The organism is Terriglobia bacterium, from assembly GCA_036496425.1.
In the GTDB taxonomy this organism is placed as follows: domain Bacteria; phylum Acidobacteriota; class Terriglobia; order 20CM-2-55-15; family 20CM-2-55-15; genus 20CM-2-55-15.
Map to the genome: position 1 here is coordinate 1 of DASXLG010000197.1, position 15289 is coordinate 15289.

A 15289-nucleotide genomic window follows, 5' to 3' on the forward strand; every position below is an offset into this window, starting at 1 on the left:
GTTAAGAGTCCTTTGCCGCGCCCATCCGCGTCATCCGCGTCATCTGCGGCTACTGTCCCTCTATCCAGAGCTCGCCATCCTCAAAAAACTCTTTCTTCCAGATGGGAACCACTTTTTTCAATTTATCAATAGCGTAATGGCAGGCATCGAACGCGGCGCGGCGATGCGGTGAAGTGACGATGACGGCGACGCTGGTTTCGCCGATCTCCAGGCGTCCCAGGCGATGCACCATCGCGATGCAGCCGATCTCCCACGCCTGGCGCACGAACGTTCCGATTTCTTCCAGCTTCTTCAATGCCATCGCGTCATACCCCTCGTAGACGAGGTGCAGCGTGCGCTTCCCTTTCGAATTATTTCGCACGACGCCTTCGAAAACGCAAATCGCGCCGTCTTCCGGACGCAGCATCTGCCTGGCGATTTTTTGAGCATCGATGACATCCCGCGTGATCCGGTACAGGTCACCGGGGCGCGCGATGTTCAGGGTATCGGAGTCGACCGCGCCGCCGCTGACGGGCGGAAAGATTGCGACCTCGTCTCCCTCCTGCACAGCCGCGGACTGATCGACATATTCTTCATTGATCGCGGTCAACACGACCGTCCGGTAATCCTTGATTCGCGGATAGGCGCTCTCCAGCCGCGAGAGCACGTCGGACACGGTCGCCCCCGCAGGAACATCGAGTTGCAGTTGCCGCGCGCCGACAATGTCTTTGAGTGTAGCGAAGAAGAGTAACCGGACCTGCATTTTGTCGGATATTAGCACAAATGCTACACTGGCGGACTTCAATGAATCGGGCCTTACACTTCAGTTACGGCTGCGTCCGGCCGGCCTTGGGCTTCGCCCTGCTGATCGCCTGTCTCGCCCTTTGTTCCTGCACCGCTAACCGCCTTTCCCACGATGAAGCGCGCAAGAAAATCTCCGAAATCGGCCGTTCGAAGCTGATTCCAGATGCAATCGAAATCCGGCGCATCGTCTCACAGAGCGAAAACGAAGCCATCGCTGAGGCGACCATCACGCTGGCTTTCCAGTTCAAGCGCGCCACCGCCAATGCCGAGTGGAAGGTCGAAGCCGTCCGCCTCGGCGACCGCGACTGGATCAGCCTTGACGAACTGCTCGCGGCCATCAATGACGGCCGCCGCCGCACCACGGCACAATCGATGCAGGTACTGACGGCAGGAATCGAAAAATACCGCGCCATGAACGGCATGCTGCCCAATGCGAAGGATATTGTGGGGCTGACCGACATCTTGAGTCCCACCTATATGGCTCAGCTTGTACGCGAAGACGGCTGGGGTCAGCCCATCATCTATGAACTAACAGGCCCATCCACGTTCCGGCTCGTTTCACGAGGAGCGGACGGTAGAGTTGGTACGGCGGACGACATCGTGATGGAAAACGGGCGAACTCTTACGCCGTGATATAATTCAACTCTCATGAATGTCATTCGCGAAGCGCAAGGCCGACAGGCCGCAGCCGCAACTAAAGTCGCGGAAACAGGCCTCCCCACCGAGGATTACGGCACGTTCCGCCTCTTCGGCTTCGAATCGTCCGACAAATCCGAAAGCGTCGTTGCCCTGGTCCGCGGCGATCTCGCTGCCGAGAAAACGCCGCTCGTCCGTATTCATTCCCAATGTCTTACCGGCGATGTCTTCGGCTCCGGACGATGCGACTGCGGGGCGCAACTCCATCTGGCTCTCGAAAAGATTGCCAAATGCGAGACGGGCATCCTGATTTACCAGCTTCAGGAAGGCCGCGGTATCGGTCTCATGAATAAGCTCCTGGCATACGAACTTCAGGATTCGGGACACGACACGGTCGAGGCCAACCGCCACCTTGGATTTGAAGCGGATCAGCGCAACTATGACCTATGCGCCGAGGTGCTGCGCTCGTTTGCCGTCACCGGCGTGCGGCTGATGTCCAACAATCCCCGGAAAATCGAAGCTCTGGAGCATGCCGGCATCCACGTGGTCGAACGCGTCCCGATCGAGATACAGCCATCCGACAGCACCAAGGTTTACCTCCAGACGAAAAAGGCGAAACTCGGGCACTTGCTCTCGAAGGTGTAGGGAACCGGTTCTCTCACTTGAACCGGTATCGCGTGAGAGCCTTGTCGCCCTTTCTTTCGAGTATTTTCTCGATGGTTCCCAGTCTCAGATCGCGGCTGGCGGTGGGTGCGGAGAGCCTGACAAAGAAGGACTGATAGTCTTTCCGCGAAAACCACTCCCGTTGAAACCGGTCACGGGCAGCTTGTAGCCGATCTTCAGGCACAACGGCCTCCACGCGCAATTCACTCAACAAGCCTTGGGTGCCGTCCAATATCGCCCTGAGCATGAATTCGACAAAGACGGTTGAGTCGGCGCTGCGATCGGTTTCTTCCAGGGCCCGGTAATAATCCTTCTGCCGCTCGCGAACGATCGATTCCACAGCGACATACTCGAAGACGGGGTGAAACCGCACCAACAAGACGTGCTGCCAAAGCCGGCCCATTCGCCCATTTCCATCCGAAAACGGATGAATGACCTCGAATTCGTGGTGAAAGACCGACGAGGAAATGAGTGGTGTTGATTTCGATTTTCTGACAAATAAGAGCAGTTCCTTCACCAATCCCTGAACGTACTGAGCTTTGGGAGCGACGTGAGAAACCCTCGATCCCTTCATGATCCCGATGCTGCCGGTCCGCCATTTGCCGGCATCCGGAATGATTCCGTTCATGAGAACTGCGTGTGCTCGACGGAGAGACGAGATCGAGTACGGCTCAAAATCCGTGGCTTGATCATAGGCGGCATTGGCGTTCTGCGCTTCGAGGATATCCTTCCGAAATCCGGCGACGCGTTTCCCATCGAGCAATGCCGTTACCTGCTCAATAGACAATGTATTTCCCTCGATCGCCAGGCTGCCCTGAATTGTCCTGATACGATTCAGCCGCCGGAGTTTGGGCTGTGGCTTCGCTCCACTCAGCCCTTCATAGCGTCCGAGAAGGCGGGTGATTTCACTGCAGAGTCAAGGGAAGGTAGTGTCTCAGTTTGAAATTTCGGGAATAACAACTCCCCTCCTCGAGGAGGAGGGGTGCCCGAAGGGCGGGGTGGTCGCTCACAATTCATGTTGATTCCAGCCATGTTCCGGCCCTGAAGAAAACGTCTTTTGCTATCACATTGCCGCCGGGCACGTCGAAGTTCGACAATATTCAGAGGAGCGGCATATGAAATCCATCGTGTTTCCCATCCTGTTGGCAAGCTTGGCCGCTATGGTTCCCGCAGCGGCTCCCGTTCCCCAGCGGGATACGGTGCGCGCGGACGTGAATGTCGTCTCGATCTACTTCACGGTGAGGGATAAGCGCGAGCGTCTGGTGACCGGCCTCACAAAAGACGCTTTCAAGGTCGTTGAAAACGGGAAGCCACAGCAGATTTCATTTTTCGCGGATCACAACGATCTGCCGATGAATGTGGGCGTGCTCCTGGACACAAGCACGGTGATGGCCCGTACCCTCGGGCTCGAGGCGAACGCCGCCTCGCAGTTCTTCCGAACCGTGATGCGCCCGAACGATCAGGGCTTTCTCGTGAGCTATGCAGCGCATGTCGAAACGTTGCAGGTGCCGATCGAAGATGCGGTCCGTCTCGCAGACAGAGCCCAGGATATCCGGAAAGGCGCCCGCATTTTTGACGACGGTCCGCTGCCGACCCAGGGTACCCCGCGGACCACGCAGCCCTTTCCAATTCCCGGCAGGCTTCCGGTGCCTGTTACGATGCCTCCGAACATTCCGGACACATCCAGCCTGCGGGTCGCGAAGTTGTATGACGCGGTGAATGAGTCGGTTGAACGCTTTCTCAGCCCGGAGTTCGGACGGAAAGTCCTCGTCATCGCAGCGCTCGCGGATGATGCGCACAGCGAAAGCACGCTGAGGGATGCCCTGAAGACACTCAAAGAAAACGACGTCATCGCGTATGTTCTCGAAGTCCAACATGCGCCGCGAAGCGGCCGTGACGATTGCGATATCCGTCACATCTTCCGGAACGAAGACGAATTCCGCATCTCACGTCTGGCCGTCGAAACCGGAGGACGCGTCATCCGTGTGGAAGGATTCGAGAAAATGCAGGCGGCTTTCGAGCAGATTGCCGACGAACTGCATCATCAATACAGTATCGGTTATCGGCCCGCGAATCAGGACTGGGATGGCGCCTTCCGCAAGGTCAGCATCGACGCCGGAAAGCGTTTCAAGGTTTCTGCGCGCGACGGGTATTACGCCAATCTCCGCCACTGACGGCATCCCGGGAGTGTAGCCAGTATCGCGACAAGGCCGTAAGTTTTAGTTTTTTTGACAAAGGTTTTAGCCGCAGATGACGCGGATGACGCAGATGGGGCGCAAAAACGAACTTCATGATGCGCCCCCATCTGCGTCATCCGCGTCATCTGCGGCTAAAACAGTTTGATTGCGGTATAGCCGCGCTATGCCTTTGGTGGCTAATTTCCCAGCCGCTGTTTTGACGTCCTCTAAAATCGAGGACACATCCGGTTTCATCTCACGACCACCTACATATGTCGCGCGAACGTTGTGCCGCGAAGCCGAGTAAACCATCGCTTCAATAGGGTCAAATACCGGCTGCAACGCAATATCGCTCAAATCGATAACCACAAAATCGGCACGCTTCCCGGCATCCAGACTGCCCAGCTGATCGCCTAAACCCAGGCACTCGGCGCCGCCAAGCGTGGCCATCCGGAATGCCGCTTGCGCATTGAGGGCCTCGAATTGTTTCGTGCGGGCGCGCTGCTGGAAAACCGCCGACCGCATTTCCTCGAACATATCGACGGCGTTGTTGCTGGCGACGCTGTCTGTGCCCAGGCCGATCGAAATCCCGGTTTCCCGCATTTCCGACAGCCGGGCGATCCCGTGAGCGAGCTTCGCATTCGACTTCGGGCAATGCACCAACGACGGCCGGCTTTCGCGGAGAAGCTGCAGATCCGCGTCTTCCAGATCGACCGCATGCACCAGAAGCGTTTCTGGACGCAGCAACCCGAGTTGCGCGAGATACGCCAGCGGACTGCAGCCCGGCGGCTCTACCGGAATGCCCCGCTCAGCCCAGCGTTCCGCGAAAATCCCGGCGCCCCGGCGGACAAACAGACCTTCGTCTTCGGATTCGCCGATGTGCGTCGTCAATGGGAGACGCTCCCGGCGTGCAAGCTCGTCGACCGCGCGATAAAGTTTCGCCGAAACCGTGAAGGGCGCGTGTGGCGAAACTCCAAGGCGCAGCGTCGCCTGTTCGTCCGGACGGTAACGGTCCAGCTTTTCCCTGAGGCCGGCGATGGCGTCATCGGCCTGGGATTCGGCCGGTCCGAAGACTTCCTGATAAGCGATGCCCTGAAGCCCGAACTCCCCCATCGCGGTCCAGGCCGTGCCGAGATCCATCACTTCGCCGAGACACGTCACGCCTGCGCGCAACATTTCGATCGCTCCCAGGCGCGCCGATGCGAGCAGGTCGGCGCGCGAAAGCACTTTGTATTTCGCGTGGGTCAGCCGCGGAATCCAGTCCCCGAACGGCAGATCATCGAGGTAGCCGCGTAAAATAGTGAGTTCGATATGCGAATGCGCATTGACGAAGCCTGGAATGATGGCGCATCCGGGAAACCGGACAACGCCCGGTGCATTCGCCGGCGGCGCCGCAAGGATCCGTCCGTTTTCCACCGCGATGCAGCCGCCGCGAACCGGTGGAGATGAGACCGGGCAGATCCAGTCGGCTTCGTAAACCGTCATGCGGAAAAAACCTGTGAGCGCACGGTGAGCCGTTCGATCAGATCCTCTTTGACGCGATAGCCAATGCCCGGGCCGTCCGATTGCGCGATCCGCCCATCCGCCGAAACCTCGACCGGCGGATCGACGATGTCTTCGCTCCAGTAACGCTTGCTGGCGGAGACATCCCCCGGCAGCGAGAAGTTCTCCAGACTGGACAAGGCCACGTTATGTGCCCGGCCGATTCCCGACTCCAGCATCCCGCCGCACCACACCGGCACGCCGGCATCGCGGCAAACATCGTGAACGGCGCGCACCTCGCGGTGGCCGCCGACGCGGCCGAGCTTGATGTTGATGATCCGGCAGGCGCCGATCCGGATCGCCTTGCGCGCATCTTCGGCCGAATGGATCGATTCATCCAGGCAGATCGGCGTCGCAATCTGCCGCTGAAGCTCGGCGTGATCGATCATGTCCTCATAGTGGAGCGGCTGTTCGAACATCATGAGGTTGTAGTGGTCCATTTTCTGGAAAACGTCCACATCCGCAAGCGTATATGCCGAATTGGCATCGCCCATCAACGCAATCGACGGGAACGCTTCGCGTACCTGACGGATCACTTCGACATCCCATCCCGGTTTGATTTTGATCTTGATACGGCGGTAGCCGGCCTTCACTTCCGTGTCGATTTTCTCGAGCAGCTTGCCGATCGACGGTTGGATGCCAATGGAAACTCCGCAATCAATACGATCACGCGTTCCACCGAGCATTTTCCATAAGGGAAGGTTGCGGCGCCGCGCTTCAAGATCCCACAACGCCGTTTCCACTCCGGCCTTCGCCATGTTGTGGCCGCGAATGCCGCGAACCAGCTCGCCGAATCCCGCGGCACCGTCCAATTCCCTTCCGATGACGCCTGGAATGATGTAATCGCGCAGCACGTGCCACGCGGTTTCCCAGGTTTCGTAGCTGTAGAACGGGCCCTCGGCGGCCGTGACTTCCCCCCAGCCGGCCTGCCCGCCATCGGCCGTCTTCACTAAAATGATGTGGCGGTCCTGCGTCGCACCGAAACTCGTTTCGAAAGGATGAAGGAGCCGCATGCGCAGCTCGCGAAGTTCAATCCGCTGGATAAACACGGGATGCCCCAGGGATCAGGAGATAGGCGCTCCATTCGCCGGTGCGCTCGAAACCGGCAACGAAGTAGCCATCCCCGAAGTTTTTCAGGAATTGTTCGCGGACACGAAACAGAAGGTCCTTGAACGACGACGGACTTTGCCGCATCAAGGCCTGAACATCCGCCGGAATATAAAGCCGGCGCACATCGTCGCCGGGTGAAATGCGTGGACGCGGTTCGTTCAACCACCATTCCGCAATCAAGCGGTCGGTTTGAATGGATGTGAGCGGGCCATAGAGTTCGACCTGATAACGGCGGACAATGACGCCCAGTTTCTCGAGATTCAGCCAGGCGTTCTTTGCCTGCAGCGGATCGAACGTCCACTGGATCAGGCCGATGCCTCTCTGGAGCGCCGCGGCGCGCTGTTCGAGCTTCAACTTCGCGCCGATACCGGCGTTCCGGTGATCGGTTGCGACGGCCAGCATGTGCGAATGCCAGTACGGTTTGCCGGCGCGGATCCCGGGCATCGAGTTCAGGAAGCCGATCATCCGTTCCCCGTCAAAGGCGCCGAGGACCAGTCCGCCGATCATGGTCTGGACCAGATATAAGCGCGGGGGCTGCAGATCGACCTCGGACGACCCGAAGGCTTCGCGCTGCAGTTCGACGCATCTTTCGAATTCAGGAAACGTGGTGAGCGGCCGGATTATGGTTGAAGTTTGGCCTTCTGCCATAGCGCTTCCATTTCATTCAGTGAGGTCTGATCGAGGCTCTTTCCCTGCCCGGCGAGCTGCCTCTCCATGTATTGAAACCGCGATTTGAATTTACGGTTTGCGCGTTTCAACGCCGACTCGGAGTCGATCTTCAAAAAGCGCGCGATGTTCACAATGCAGAACAGCATGTCGCCGATCTCGTCTTCCAGCCGGGCGCGCTTGTCGTCTTCACTGTCGTTCTCGATCACTTCCTTCAGCTCGCGCACTTCTTCCTCGAGCTTGTCGAAGATGCCTTCGACATCCGGCCAGTCAAAACCGACGCGCGCCACGCGTGCGGAGATCTGATGGGCCTCATGGATCGCCGGCAGCTTGCTGGGGATCCCTTCGAGCAGCGAGCGCTGTTCCGGCGTGCGGTTCTTCAGCTTCTCCGCCTTTTCCTGCGCCTTGATGGCTTCCCAGTTTTTGATGACCTCTTCCGGCGTCGAAGCGGATTCATTCCCGAAGACGTGCGGATGACGTCGAACGAGCTTCTCGGAGATTTTGCCGATGACGGTATCGATATCGAACTGCCCGGCTTCCCTGCCGAGCTGCGAGTGAAAGACGACATGCAGCAGCAGGTCGCCGAGTTCCTCGGACACGCCGTCGGGATCGTTGTTCTCGATGGCTTCGAGGACCTCGTAGACCTCTTCGACGAGCATCGGTTTCAACGAGTTGAAGTCCTGCTGTTTGTCCCAGGGACAGCCGGCCGGCCCGCGCAGCGTCGCCATGATTTCGACCAGTTTCTCGAACTTTGAGCCTGTGTTTCCGGCCATAAACTCATTATAGGGGCTGTGCTAAATTCATAACCTGATGAAAGTTGTCACCTCATTGGCCGAGGCCGCTATCTCGCAGGCATCGGTCGTCAGCATCGGGAACTTCGACGGCCTTCATCTCGGGCATCGCCGGATCCTCGAAACCGTGGTGAAGCGGTCCCGCGAGCTGGGTGTCCAGGCGGCCGCGATGACGTTTTCTCCGCACCCGATACGGTTTCTGGCGCCGGACCGGGCCCCCCGCATGATCAGCACGCTGGATCAGAGGGTCCGGCTGATCGAGAGCACCGGCATCGATCTGCTGTTTATCGCGAAGTTCGATCTGCCGTTTTCCCGTCTGCTGCCCGAAGAATTTGTCCGGCAGTACCTGATCGATGGATTCCATGCCCGTTCGGTTTGCGTCGGCGGAAACTTCAATTTCGGATACAAACAGCGGGGCTCGATCGAAACGCTGCGGCAGTTCAAGCCGGATTTCGAAATCATCGAAGTGCCTGCGGTTCGCGTGCGGGGCACGATCGTCAGCAGTTCCCGGATCCGCGAACTCGTGGGCGCCGGACGCGTATCGAAAGCCTGCCGCCTGCTTGGCCGCTGGATCGGGATTGAGGGCAAGATCGTCTCCGGCGCCGGCCGCGGCCGGACAATGAAGGTTCCAACCTTGAATCTCGAGCCGGCCAACGAGTTAATTCCGGCGGCCGGCGTCTACATCACGCGGATCGCGCTGGATAACGGCCGGATGCTCGATGCGGTTACGAACATCGGCACGCGTCCAACCTTCAACGAAACGTCGCTGACCGTCGAAACGTTTGTATTGAATGCTCCGGTGCCGGAAGACGCAGTCACGGCCCAGCTCGATTTTCTGCACCGTCTCCGCGACGAGCGAAAATTTGATTCGCCGGAAGAACTGCGCGCACAGATCGCGATCGATGTCCGCCGCGCGGAAAAGTTTTTCCGCAGGGTGTGACTATGGGCTTTGCAGCTTTGCACAAAAAGTGGCCGAGGTGAACATTCCCCGCCTTTCAAAGGCGGGGTGCCCGAGCGATCAAAACGGTAGAAACGCGAGGGCGGGCGCGAAGCGCGAGCCCGAAAGGGCGAAGCAGTAATAGTGGTTAGTAACGAACCGCGAAGCGCACCTTATTTGTTGATGGAGGTTACTAACCGCCCCGTCCGCGCCGCTAAAGAACGGGGCCATTTTGTTAATGGCGCAGCCACCCCGCCTTGGAAAGGCGGGGAATGTCGCTGTCAGCCACATTTTATGCAAAGCCGTGACTATGGAAAATCTCATCCAGATTGATATTTACTCCCGGCCGGGCTGCCACCTGTGCGACGACGCCAAGGGTGTGATCGAACGGGTTCAGGCCCGCTTCCCGTTTGCGCTCCGTGTCATCAACATCGAGTCCGATCCCGCACTCGAAAAGGCGTACGGCGAGCAGATCCCGGTGGTCTTTATCAACGGGAACAAAGCTTTCAAATACCATGTCGACGAACATGAACTCCTCGAAAAGGTGAAGCGACTGTGGAAAACGTAGACGTTCTGACGATTGCTGCCCATCCGGACGACATCGAACTGACTTGCGCCGGAACCCTCATCAAAATGGTCGATAAAGGGTATTCGGTTGGCATTCTCGACCTCACACAAGGCGAAATGGGAACCCGCGGTACTCCGGAAATCCGCGCCCGGGAAGCTGAAGCGGCGCGCGTTGCGATCGGGGCCAGGTGGCGCGAACGCTTGAACTTCGGGGATTCGCGGCTCACGGCATCGATCGAAAACCGCTTCGCGCTGGCCGAAAAAATTCGCGAAGCGAGGCCCCGGACCGTCGTCCTGCCTTATTGGGAGGCCCGCCATCCCGACCATTACACGGCCGCAACTCTCGGCTACGAAGCCTGTTACGCCGCCGGCCTCAAGCAACTGCCGGTCGCTGGACAGCCGCACCGGCCCAAGAAGATCATTTACGCGTCGATGTATTGGGAAGTGAAGTCCTCGTTTTTTGTCGACATTACCGCGCAGTGGGAGCGGAAGCTGGCCGCGATCAAATGTTTCGGTTCCCAGTTCGCAGGCGATCTCCGTGATATCACAGAGCTTTACCCGGCCTGGGGCAAGCTGGTCGACCGCATTACAACCCAGTGCAAGTATTTCGGCCACCTGATGGGAGTCGAATATGCTGAGCCCTTCGTGGTGAAGGAATCCATGGCGGTCGACGACATCGTCACGCTGCCGGTGGACTCCGTGTAAATGGCCAACAACGTGCGTTTGTAAAAAGGTGATGAGACTGAAACCGTTTAGCTCAGCGGTCGTCAAAGCCCTTGACACATTTTTGGACGCTCTTTACGATGAACCTACTTTGTCTGCGGAGAAACCAGATGACACATAAGGTAGCCCGCATGGGGCTTAGATTCTGCCTGGCCCTTTTGATCGCGGTTCCCTTTTCTCTCCTCGCTCAAGACTCCGCTCCGGCGCAAGACCAAAGCCAGAGCCCAGCCAATGCATCCACTTCGTCGACCGGCACGTCTGCCACGGATGCATCCACCAGTTCCACGAGCAAGGACAAAAAGGACAAGAAAGACAAGAAGGATAAAGATAAAAAGGACAAAGACAAAGAAAAGGCTGCTGAAGACTGCAAGAAGAAACCGAAGAACTGCGACGTCGATGATATCGGCAGCCGCGACATCAACAAGGGCAGCATCAACTTCGTCTCCCTGGACAAGGAAATTGCCATGGGCCGCCAGCTGGCGGCTGAAGTCGAACGTCAGGTGAAGCTGATCGACGACCCGACGATCAACGAATACATTAATCGCGTGGGCCAGAACATCGTCCGCAATTCGGATGCGAAGGTGCCCTTCACGATCAAAGTCGTCGAATCCGATGAAATCAATGCCTTCGCTCTGCCCGGCGGGTTCTTCTACGTCAATTCCGGACTGATTCTCGCCGCGGACGAAGAAGCCGAACTGGCCGGCGTGATGGCGCATGAAATCGGCCATGTCGCGGCCCGCCACGGCACGGAACAGTATTCGAAAGGTGAACTGATAAACGTCGCTTCGATTCCGCTTATTTTCATGGGCGGCATCGGCGGCTTCGCGATCCGGCAGGCCGCGGGATTCATCATCCCGGTTTCATTCCTGCAGTTCTCGCGCAAGGACGAAGCGGAAGCCGACTATCTCGGTCTCCAGTACATGTACAAAACCGGTTACGACCCGACCGCGACCGTGAGTTTCTTCGAGAAGCTGCAGGCCAAGGAAAGCGCCAAACCCGGCAGTGTCTCCAAGATGTTCAGTACACATCCGCCGACGGGCGACCGCATCGAGGCGGACAAGAAGAACATCGAGCTGATTCTCCCTTCACGCGAGCAGTACGTGGTCACGACATCCGAGTTCAACAGAGTTAAAATGCAGCTGGCGCAGCTTGAGAATCGCCGGCCTAATCAGCAGGAAGATTCGAATAAGCCCAGCCTGCGGCGGAAAACCCAGACCACCCGCCGCGATCCGAACGGCGGCAACGGCGGAGGCTCCAGCTCCGGCGATGACGGCGATCGGCCGACGTTGAAGCGCGCTCCCGGCAGCGACGGCGGCAATAGCACGGACACCAGTTCCCCGGATGATGACCGGCCGACGCTGAAACGCGCTCCGGGCGCCCAGGGTGGTTCGTCCGATTCCACTTCCACGAACACGTCGTCCTCATCGTCCACATCGGGGGCCGGCCCATCGGCGCAGTCCACTTCTTCAAGTTCGTCCGACTCGCAGGCCCAATCCACGAGTTCGACGAATTCCGACAATCCGCAGGACAGTGACCCCGACAAGCCGGTACTCAAGCGGCGCAACTGATCCTACTTAAAAGAAAACACCGATCGGAGCAGCAATTCTCGCTGCTCCGATTTTTTTGTGCCCCAAACTCGTGTATGATTTTGGTTTGTCCCTGGGGTCGTAGTTCAGTTGGTTAGAACGCCTGCCTGTCACGCAGGAGGTCGCGGGTTCGAGTCCCGTCGACCCCGTTTCAGAAGCAAAAAGCCCGGATGCGAATCCGGGCTTTTTGCTTTGGCGCGAAGAAAACAGTTCAGAGTATGCCCCCGAAAATGATAGAACTCCGGCGTCTCAAAGACGAAGGACTCGCCGTTAGACGTGCGCACAAAGGAAGGTGACAACTAACCCAGACAGGAAAGGAAAAGAAGATGAAGGCGCTCAAAGTTGCGTTGATTTTCACGGTTGTCGCTATTTCGGCGGCATTTTATTGCCTGCCCCACGCCCGGAGTCGTTCCGCAGGTCCAAACGCGATCGTTTCGCCGCTCTTAAGAGCCGGCCCCGCCGCGAGACCCGCAAACGTCGCAGGAACGAGTTATGGGCTGTTCAATTGTCAGGTGGGTCTGGACCCCACTTCAGTCTGCTATGACCCTTACCAGGTTCGGCACGCGTATGACATCGATCCTCTGATACATGCCGGCTTCGATGGCAAAGGGAAAACCATCGTTATCGTCGATGCTTTCCAGTCGCCGAACATCGTGCAGGAATTGAATACCTACAACGCGTTCTACGGCCTGCCCAGCCTGAACGGCCTCGGAAGTCCGAACAATTCCCACCTCGGATTGTTTACTCAGGTCGCGCCGGACGGGCTGACCGCGTTTGACCCAACGAATGCCGACATGAGCGGCTGGGCTCAGGAGATTTCGCTCGACGTGCAGTGGTCGCACGCCATTGCGCCGGGCGCCAACATTGTCCTGGTTCTGGCGAAATCCGATGCCGACGCGGATATCTTCAGCGCGACGAAATACGCGGTGAATCATCATCTGGGCGACGTTATTTCGCAGAGTTTCGGCGAGAACGAAAGCTGCATGGATCCCGGTCTTCTGGCCCAGCAACATCAGCTCTTTGCGCAGGCCACTCTGGAAAGCATCACGCTCATTGCCTCGGCGGGCGATTTCGGTTCAGGACAGCCGACCTGCGACGGCTCCGCCCTGACCCTGGCGGCGTCCACGCCGGCCTCGGATCCGCTGGTCACTTCCGTCGGCGGAACCGAACTGCACGCTGCGCCATATTGCCTGACGGCTTTGAGTTGCAACCCGGCAACGCATCCTGCGCCCGGAACTTATCAGAGCGAGAGGGTGTGGAACGAACCGGCTTTCGGAGCCGGCGGCGGCGGATTCAGCGTCATCTACGGTCAACCCTTTTACCAGCTCGCCGCTGTCCGCGGCAGCAAGCAGCGGGGCGTTCCCGACGTAACCTACAGCGCGGCGGTACTGCATGGCCTGCTGACGTATCTCAACATTCCCGGCATACCCGCCGGCTTTTATCTGTTCGGCGGGACCAGCGCGGGCTCGCCGCAATGGGCGGCGATCACGGCGATTGCGGACGAGAAAGCAGGACACGCTCTGGGCTTTATCAACTGGTCGTTGTATTTCGCCGGTTTGATTCCGCCGGAATATTCCCAGGCTTTCAACGATGTCACCAGCGGTAACAACGCGTTCGCCGGAGTTCCCGGATTCAAGGCGGGACCCGGTTGGGATGCTGCAAGCGGATTGGGGTCACCGAGCGCGGAGCAACTCGTCAACTTCGTCATCCTGGTCACCACACCGCTGGACGGCTTTTCGGCGGTCCTGGCCTCGCAACCGCATTCCAATGGATTCCTGTTCCCTCCCGGACATATGAAGCCGCATTGATGGGTAAGCCTGACCATTCCCCGCCTCTCCAAGGCGGGGTGGCTGCGCCATCAAAATGTGCCCGTTCCATAGCGGCGCAGACGGGGCGGTTAGTAATTTCCATCAACAGAATAAGGTGTGCTGTGCGGTTCTTTGATAACCGCCCCGCCCGAGCGGTCTAACGTTTGATCGCTCGGGCACCCCGCCTTGGAAAGGCGGGGACTGGCCGGGCTTTAGCTTGTTCGCGCTTCCTTCAAGGTATTCGCCAGGACCGCAATCAATCTGGCGCGGTCGATAGGTTTCCCGACAAACTCCTGAAATCCTGCCTGAATGGCGCGCTTCTGCTCGTCCTCGCTGACCAGGGCGCTCAACGCCACAACCGGCATGTGGTTCCCCGCGTGCCCGCGCATGGCGCGCATTTTGCGCAACAATGCGTAGCCATCGTCACCCGGCATGGAAAGATCGGCCAGAACGATGTCGGGCTTCTGTTTTCGAATCTTTTCCAGTGCTTCAGCAGCGGATTCCACCGCAATCACCTGCGCTCCGCTTTCCGACAGAATGTGGGTGACAACGGTGCGTGTATCCGCATGATCGTCGACGCATAACACGTGCACCCCGTCGAGCCGCGGCAGGTCTGCTTCATTTGCCGGGCGCTCTAATCCCGACAGGGAGGTCTCCGCTGCAGGAATTTCGAAGACAAAGTCGCTGCCGCCGCCTTTCGGACTCTCGACGCGAATCGTTCCACCATGCAATTCCGCAAGGTTCCGGGCGATAGCCAGGCCCAGGCCCAGACCATCGCGCGACGTCATACCCTGCTCGGATTGCCGGAAAGGATTGAAGAGATACGGCAGGAAGTCCGGGCGGATTCCCGGTCCGGTATCACGCACGGACAAATGCAGCAGCGAACCCTCTGCAGAAAGGCGGACACTGACCTTCCCGCCGGGCGGGGTGAACTTGACCGCATTTGAAATGATATTTTTGACAATCTGTTGAAGCCGCGCCGGATCGCCGCGAACAAAGCTGCGCTTCGTGAGAGTCTCGACGTTGAGCGCAATGCTTTTCGCTTCTGCCGGCCTCCGGAAATCATCGGCCACCGAACGAACAATGGCGTCCAACGGAACGGTAGCCAGGCTTAGCCGCAGAGTCCCCGAGACGATGCGGGAAACATCCAGCAGATCATCGACCAGCCTCGTGAGCTGCCTTGCATTGCGATCCAATGCCTCCATCGCCGCCGGTTGCTCGGCCTCGCTAAGCTGACGGCGTTTCAGGATCTCGCACCAGCCGACGATCACACCTAAAGGCGTGCGGAGCTCGTGCGATA

15 protein-coding genes and 1 tRNA gene are annotated in these 15289 nt (G+C 58.5%); 9 read left to right on the plus strand and 7 right to left on the minus strand.

Features of this window, described 5'->3' with window-relative positions; all coding sequences use genetic code 11:
* Positions 1-49: 49 nt before the first annotated feature.
* On the minus strand, positions 50-742 hold the full coding sequence (gene moaD, locus VGK48_13875) for a molybdopterin converting factor subunit 1 (GenBank protein HEY2382262.1): 693 nt from the start codon (positions 740-742) through the stop codon (positions 50-52).
* A gap of 41 nt (positions 743-783) precedes the next feature.
* Between moaD and VGK48_13880 the strand changes: the two genes are divergently transcribed.
* The gene (locus VGK48_13880; GenBank protein HEY2382263.1) at positions 784-1416 is read left to right on the plus strand and encodes a type II secretion system protein GspG; all 633 of its coding nucleotides are present in this window, start codon (positions 784-786) and stop codon (positions 1414-1416) included.
* Positions 1417-1431: 15 nt separating this feature from the next.
* Complete coding sequence (gene ribA, locus VGK48_13885; protein ID HEY2382264.1) at positions 1432-2064, plus strand: GTP cyclohydrolase II; 633 nt, start codon at positions 1432-1434, stop codon at positions 2062-2064.
* 13 nt (positions 2065-2077) lie between these two features.
* Here the strand turns inward: ribA and VGK48_13890 are convergent, their stop codons facing one another.
* Positions 2078-2869, minus strand: a complete 792-nt coding sequence (locus tag VGK48_13890) for a Fic family protein (GenBank protein ID HEY2382265.1) — start codon at positions 2867-2869, stop codon at positions 2078-2080.
* 328 nt (positions 2870-3197) lie between these two features.
* Here VGK48_13890 and VGK48_13895 point away from each other — a divergent pair, with 328 nt between their 5' ends.
* The gene (locus VGK48_13895; GenBank protein ID HEY2382266.1) at positions 3198-4256 is read left to right on the plus strand and encodes a VWA domain-containing protein; all 1059 of its coding nucleotides are present in this window, start codon (positions 3198-3200) and stop codon (positions 4254-4256) included.
* Between the two features lie 114 nt (positions 4257-4370).
* Here VGK48_13895 and VGK48_13900 read toward each other — a convergent pair whose 3' ends face one another.
* Genes VGK48_13900 through mazG form a run of 4 tightly spaced genes read right to left on the minus strand, consistent with a single transcriptional unit; the run spans position 4371 to position 8350 of the window.
* Positions 4371-5744, minus strand: coding sequence for an amidohydrolase family protein (locus tag VGK48_13900; GenBank protein ID HEY2382267.1), 1374 nt, complete (start codon positions 5742-5744; stop codon positions 4371-4373).
* Positions 5741-6814, minus strand: coding sequence for an o-succinylbenzoate synthase (menC, locus tag VGK48_13905; protein HEY2382268.1), 1074 nt, complete (start codon positions 6812-6814; stop codon positions 5741-5743). Before menC ends, VGK48_13900 begins: the two co-directional genes overlap by 4 nt.
* 16 nt (positions 6815-6830) lie before the next feature.
* Positions 6831-7559 carry a GNAT family N-acetyltransferase gene (locus VGK48_13910; protein ID HEY2382269.1) on the minus strand — a complete coding sequence of 243 codons (729 nt, stop codon included), beginning with the start codon at positions 7557-7559 and terminating at the stop codon, positions 6831-6833.
* Positions 7532-8350 (minus strand): nucleoside triphosphate pyrophosphohydrolase, encoded by an 819-nt coding sequence (gene mazG / locus VGK48_13915; GenBank protein ID HEY2382270.1) that lies wholly within the window; start codon positions 8348-8350, stop codon positions 7532-7534. Before mazG ends, VGK48_13910 begins: the two co-directional genes overlap by 28 nt.
* Before the next feature lie 37 nt (positions 8351-8387).
* On the opposite strand from mazG, the gene VGK48_13920 reads away from it, so the two are divergent.
* The 6 genes from VGK48_13920 (at position 8388) to VGK48_13945 (ending at position 13989) form a co-directional block, all read left to right on the plus strand.
* Entirely contained in the window at positions 8388-9308 is a 921-nt protein-coding gene (locus VGK48_13920; GenBank protein HEY2382271.1) for a bifunctional riboflavin kinase/FAD synthetase, read from the plus strand.
* Positions 9309-9615: 307 nt separating this feature from the next.
* Entirely contained in the window at positions 9616-9873 is a 258-nt protein-coding gene (locus tag VGK48_13925; protein HEY2382272.1) for a glutaredoxin family protein, read from the plus strand.
* Complete coding sequence (gene bshB1, locus VGK48_13930; protein ID HEY2382273.1) at positions 9861-10577, plus strand: bacillithiol biosynthesis deacetylase BshB1; 717 nt, start codon at positions 9861-9863, stop codon at positions 10575-10577. Before VGK48_13925 ends, bshB1 begins: the two co-directional genes overlap by 13 nt.
* Before the next feature lie 128 nt (positions 10578-10705).
* A complete protein-coding gene (locus VGK48_13935) occupies positions 10706-12163 on the plus strand; it encodes a M48 family metallopeptidase (protein ID HEY2382274.1) in 1458 nt (485 codons plus the stop codon).
* A gap of 93 nt (positions 12164-12256) precedes the next feature.
* Positions 12257-12330, plus strand: a tRNA-Asp gene (locus VGK48_13940).
* A 177-nt stretch (positions 12331-12507) separates the two neighbouring features.
* The gene (locus VGK48_13945) at positions 12508-13989 is read left to right on the plus strand and encodes a S53 family peptidase (GenBank protein ID HEY2382275.1); all 1482 of its coding nucleotides are present in this window, start codon (positions 12508-12510) and stop codon (positions 13987-13989) included.
* Positions 13990-14201: 212 nt separating this feature from the next.
* On the opposite strand, the gene VGK48_13950 is transcribed toward VGK48_13945, so the two are convergent.
* Positions 14202-15289: ATP-binding protein (locus tag VGK48_13950; protein HEY2382276.1), on the minus strand; the 1088-nt coding region annotated here is incomplete at its 5' end.

Bases quoted from the DNA above. Each gene is read 5' to 3' on its own strand.
- moaD (HEY2382262.1), bottom strand. From the start codon at position 742: ATGCAGGTCCGGTTACTCTTCTTCGCTACACTCAAAGACATTGTCGGC.
- VGK48_13880 (HEY2382263.1), top strand. From the start codon at position 784: ATGAATCGGGCCTTACACTTCAGTTACGGCTGCGTCCGGCCGGCCTTG.
- ribA (HEY2382264.1), top strand. From the start codon at position 1,432: ATGAATGTCATTCGCGAAGCGCAAGGCCGACAGGCCGCAGCCGCAACT.
- VGK48_13895 (HEY2382266.1), top strand. From the start codon at position 3,198: ATGAAATCCATCGTGTTTCCCATCCTGTTGGCAAGCTTGGCCGCTATG.
- VGK48_13900 (HEY2382267.1), bottom strand. From the start codon at position 5,744: ATGACGGTTTACGAAGCCGACTGGATCTGCCCGGTCTCATCTCCACCG.
- menC (HEY2382268.1), bottom strand. From the start codon at position 6,814: ATGCGGCTCCTTCATCCTTTCGAAACGAGTTTCGGTGCGACGCAGGAC.
- VGK48_13910 (HEY2382269.1), bottom strand. From the start codon at position 7,559: ATGGCAGAAGGCCAAACTTCAACCATAATCCGGCCGCTCACCACGTTT.
- mazG (HEY2382270.1), bottom strand. From the start codon at position 8,350: ATGGCCGGAAACACAGGCTCAAAGTTCGAGAAACTGGTCGAAATCATG.
- VGK48_13920 (HEY2382271.1), top strand. From the start codon at position 8,388: ATGAAAGTTGTCACCTCATTGGCCGAGGCCGCTATCTCGCAGGCATCG.
- VGK48_13925 (HEY2382272.1), top strand. From the start codon at position 9,616: ATGGAAAATCTCATCCAGATTGATATTTACTCCCGGCCGGGCTGCCAC.
- VGK48_13935 (HEY2382274.1), top strand. From the start codon at position 10,706: ATGACACATAAGGTAGCCCGCATGGGGCTTAGATTCTGCCTGGCCCTT.
- VGK48_13945 (HEY2382275.1), top strand. From the start codon at position 12,508: ATGAAGGCGCTCAAAGTTGCGTTGATTTTCACGGTTGTCGCTATTTCG.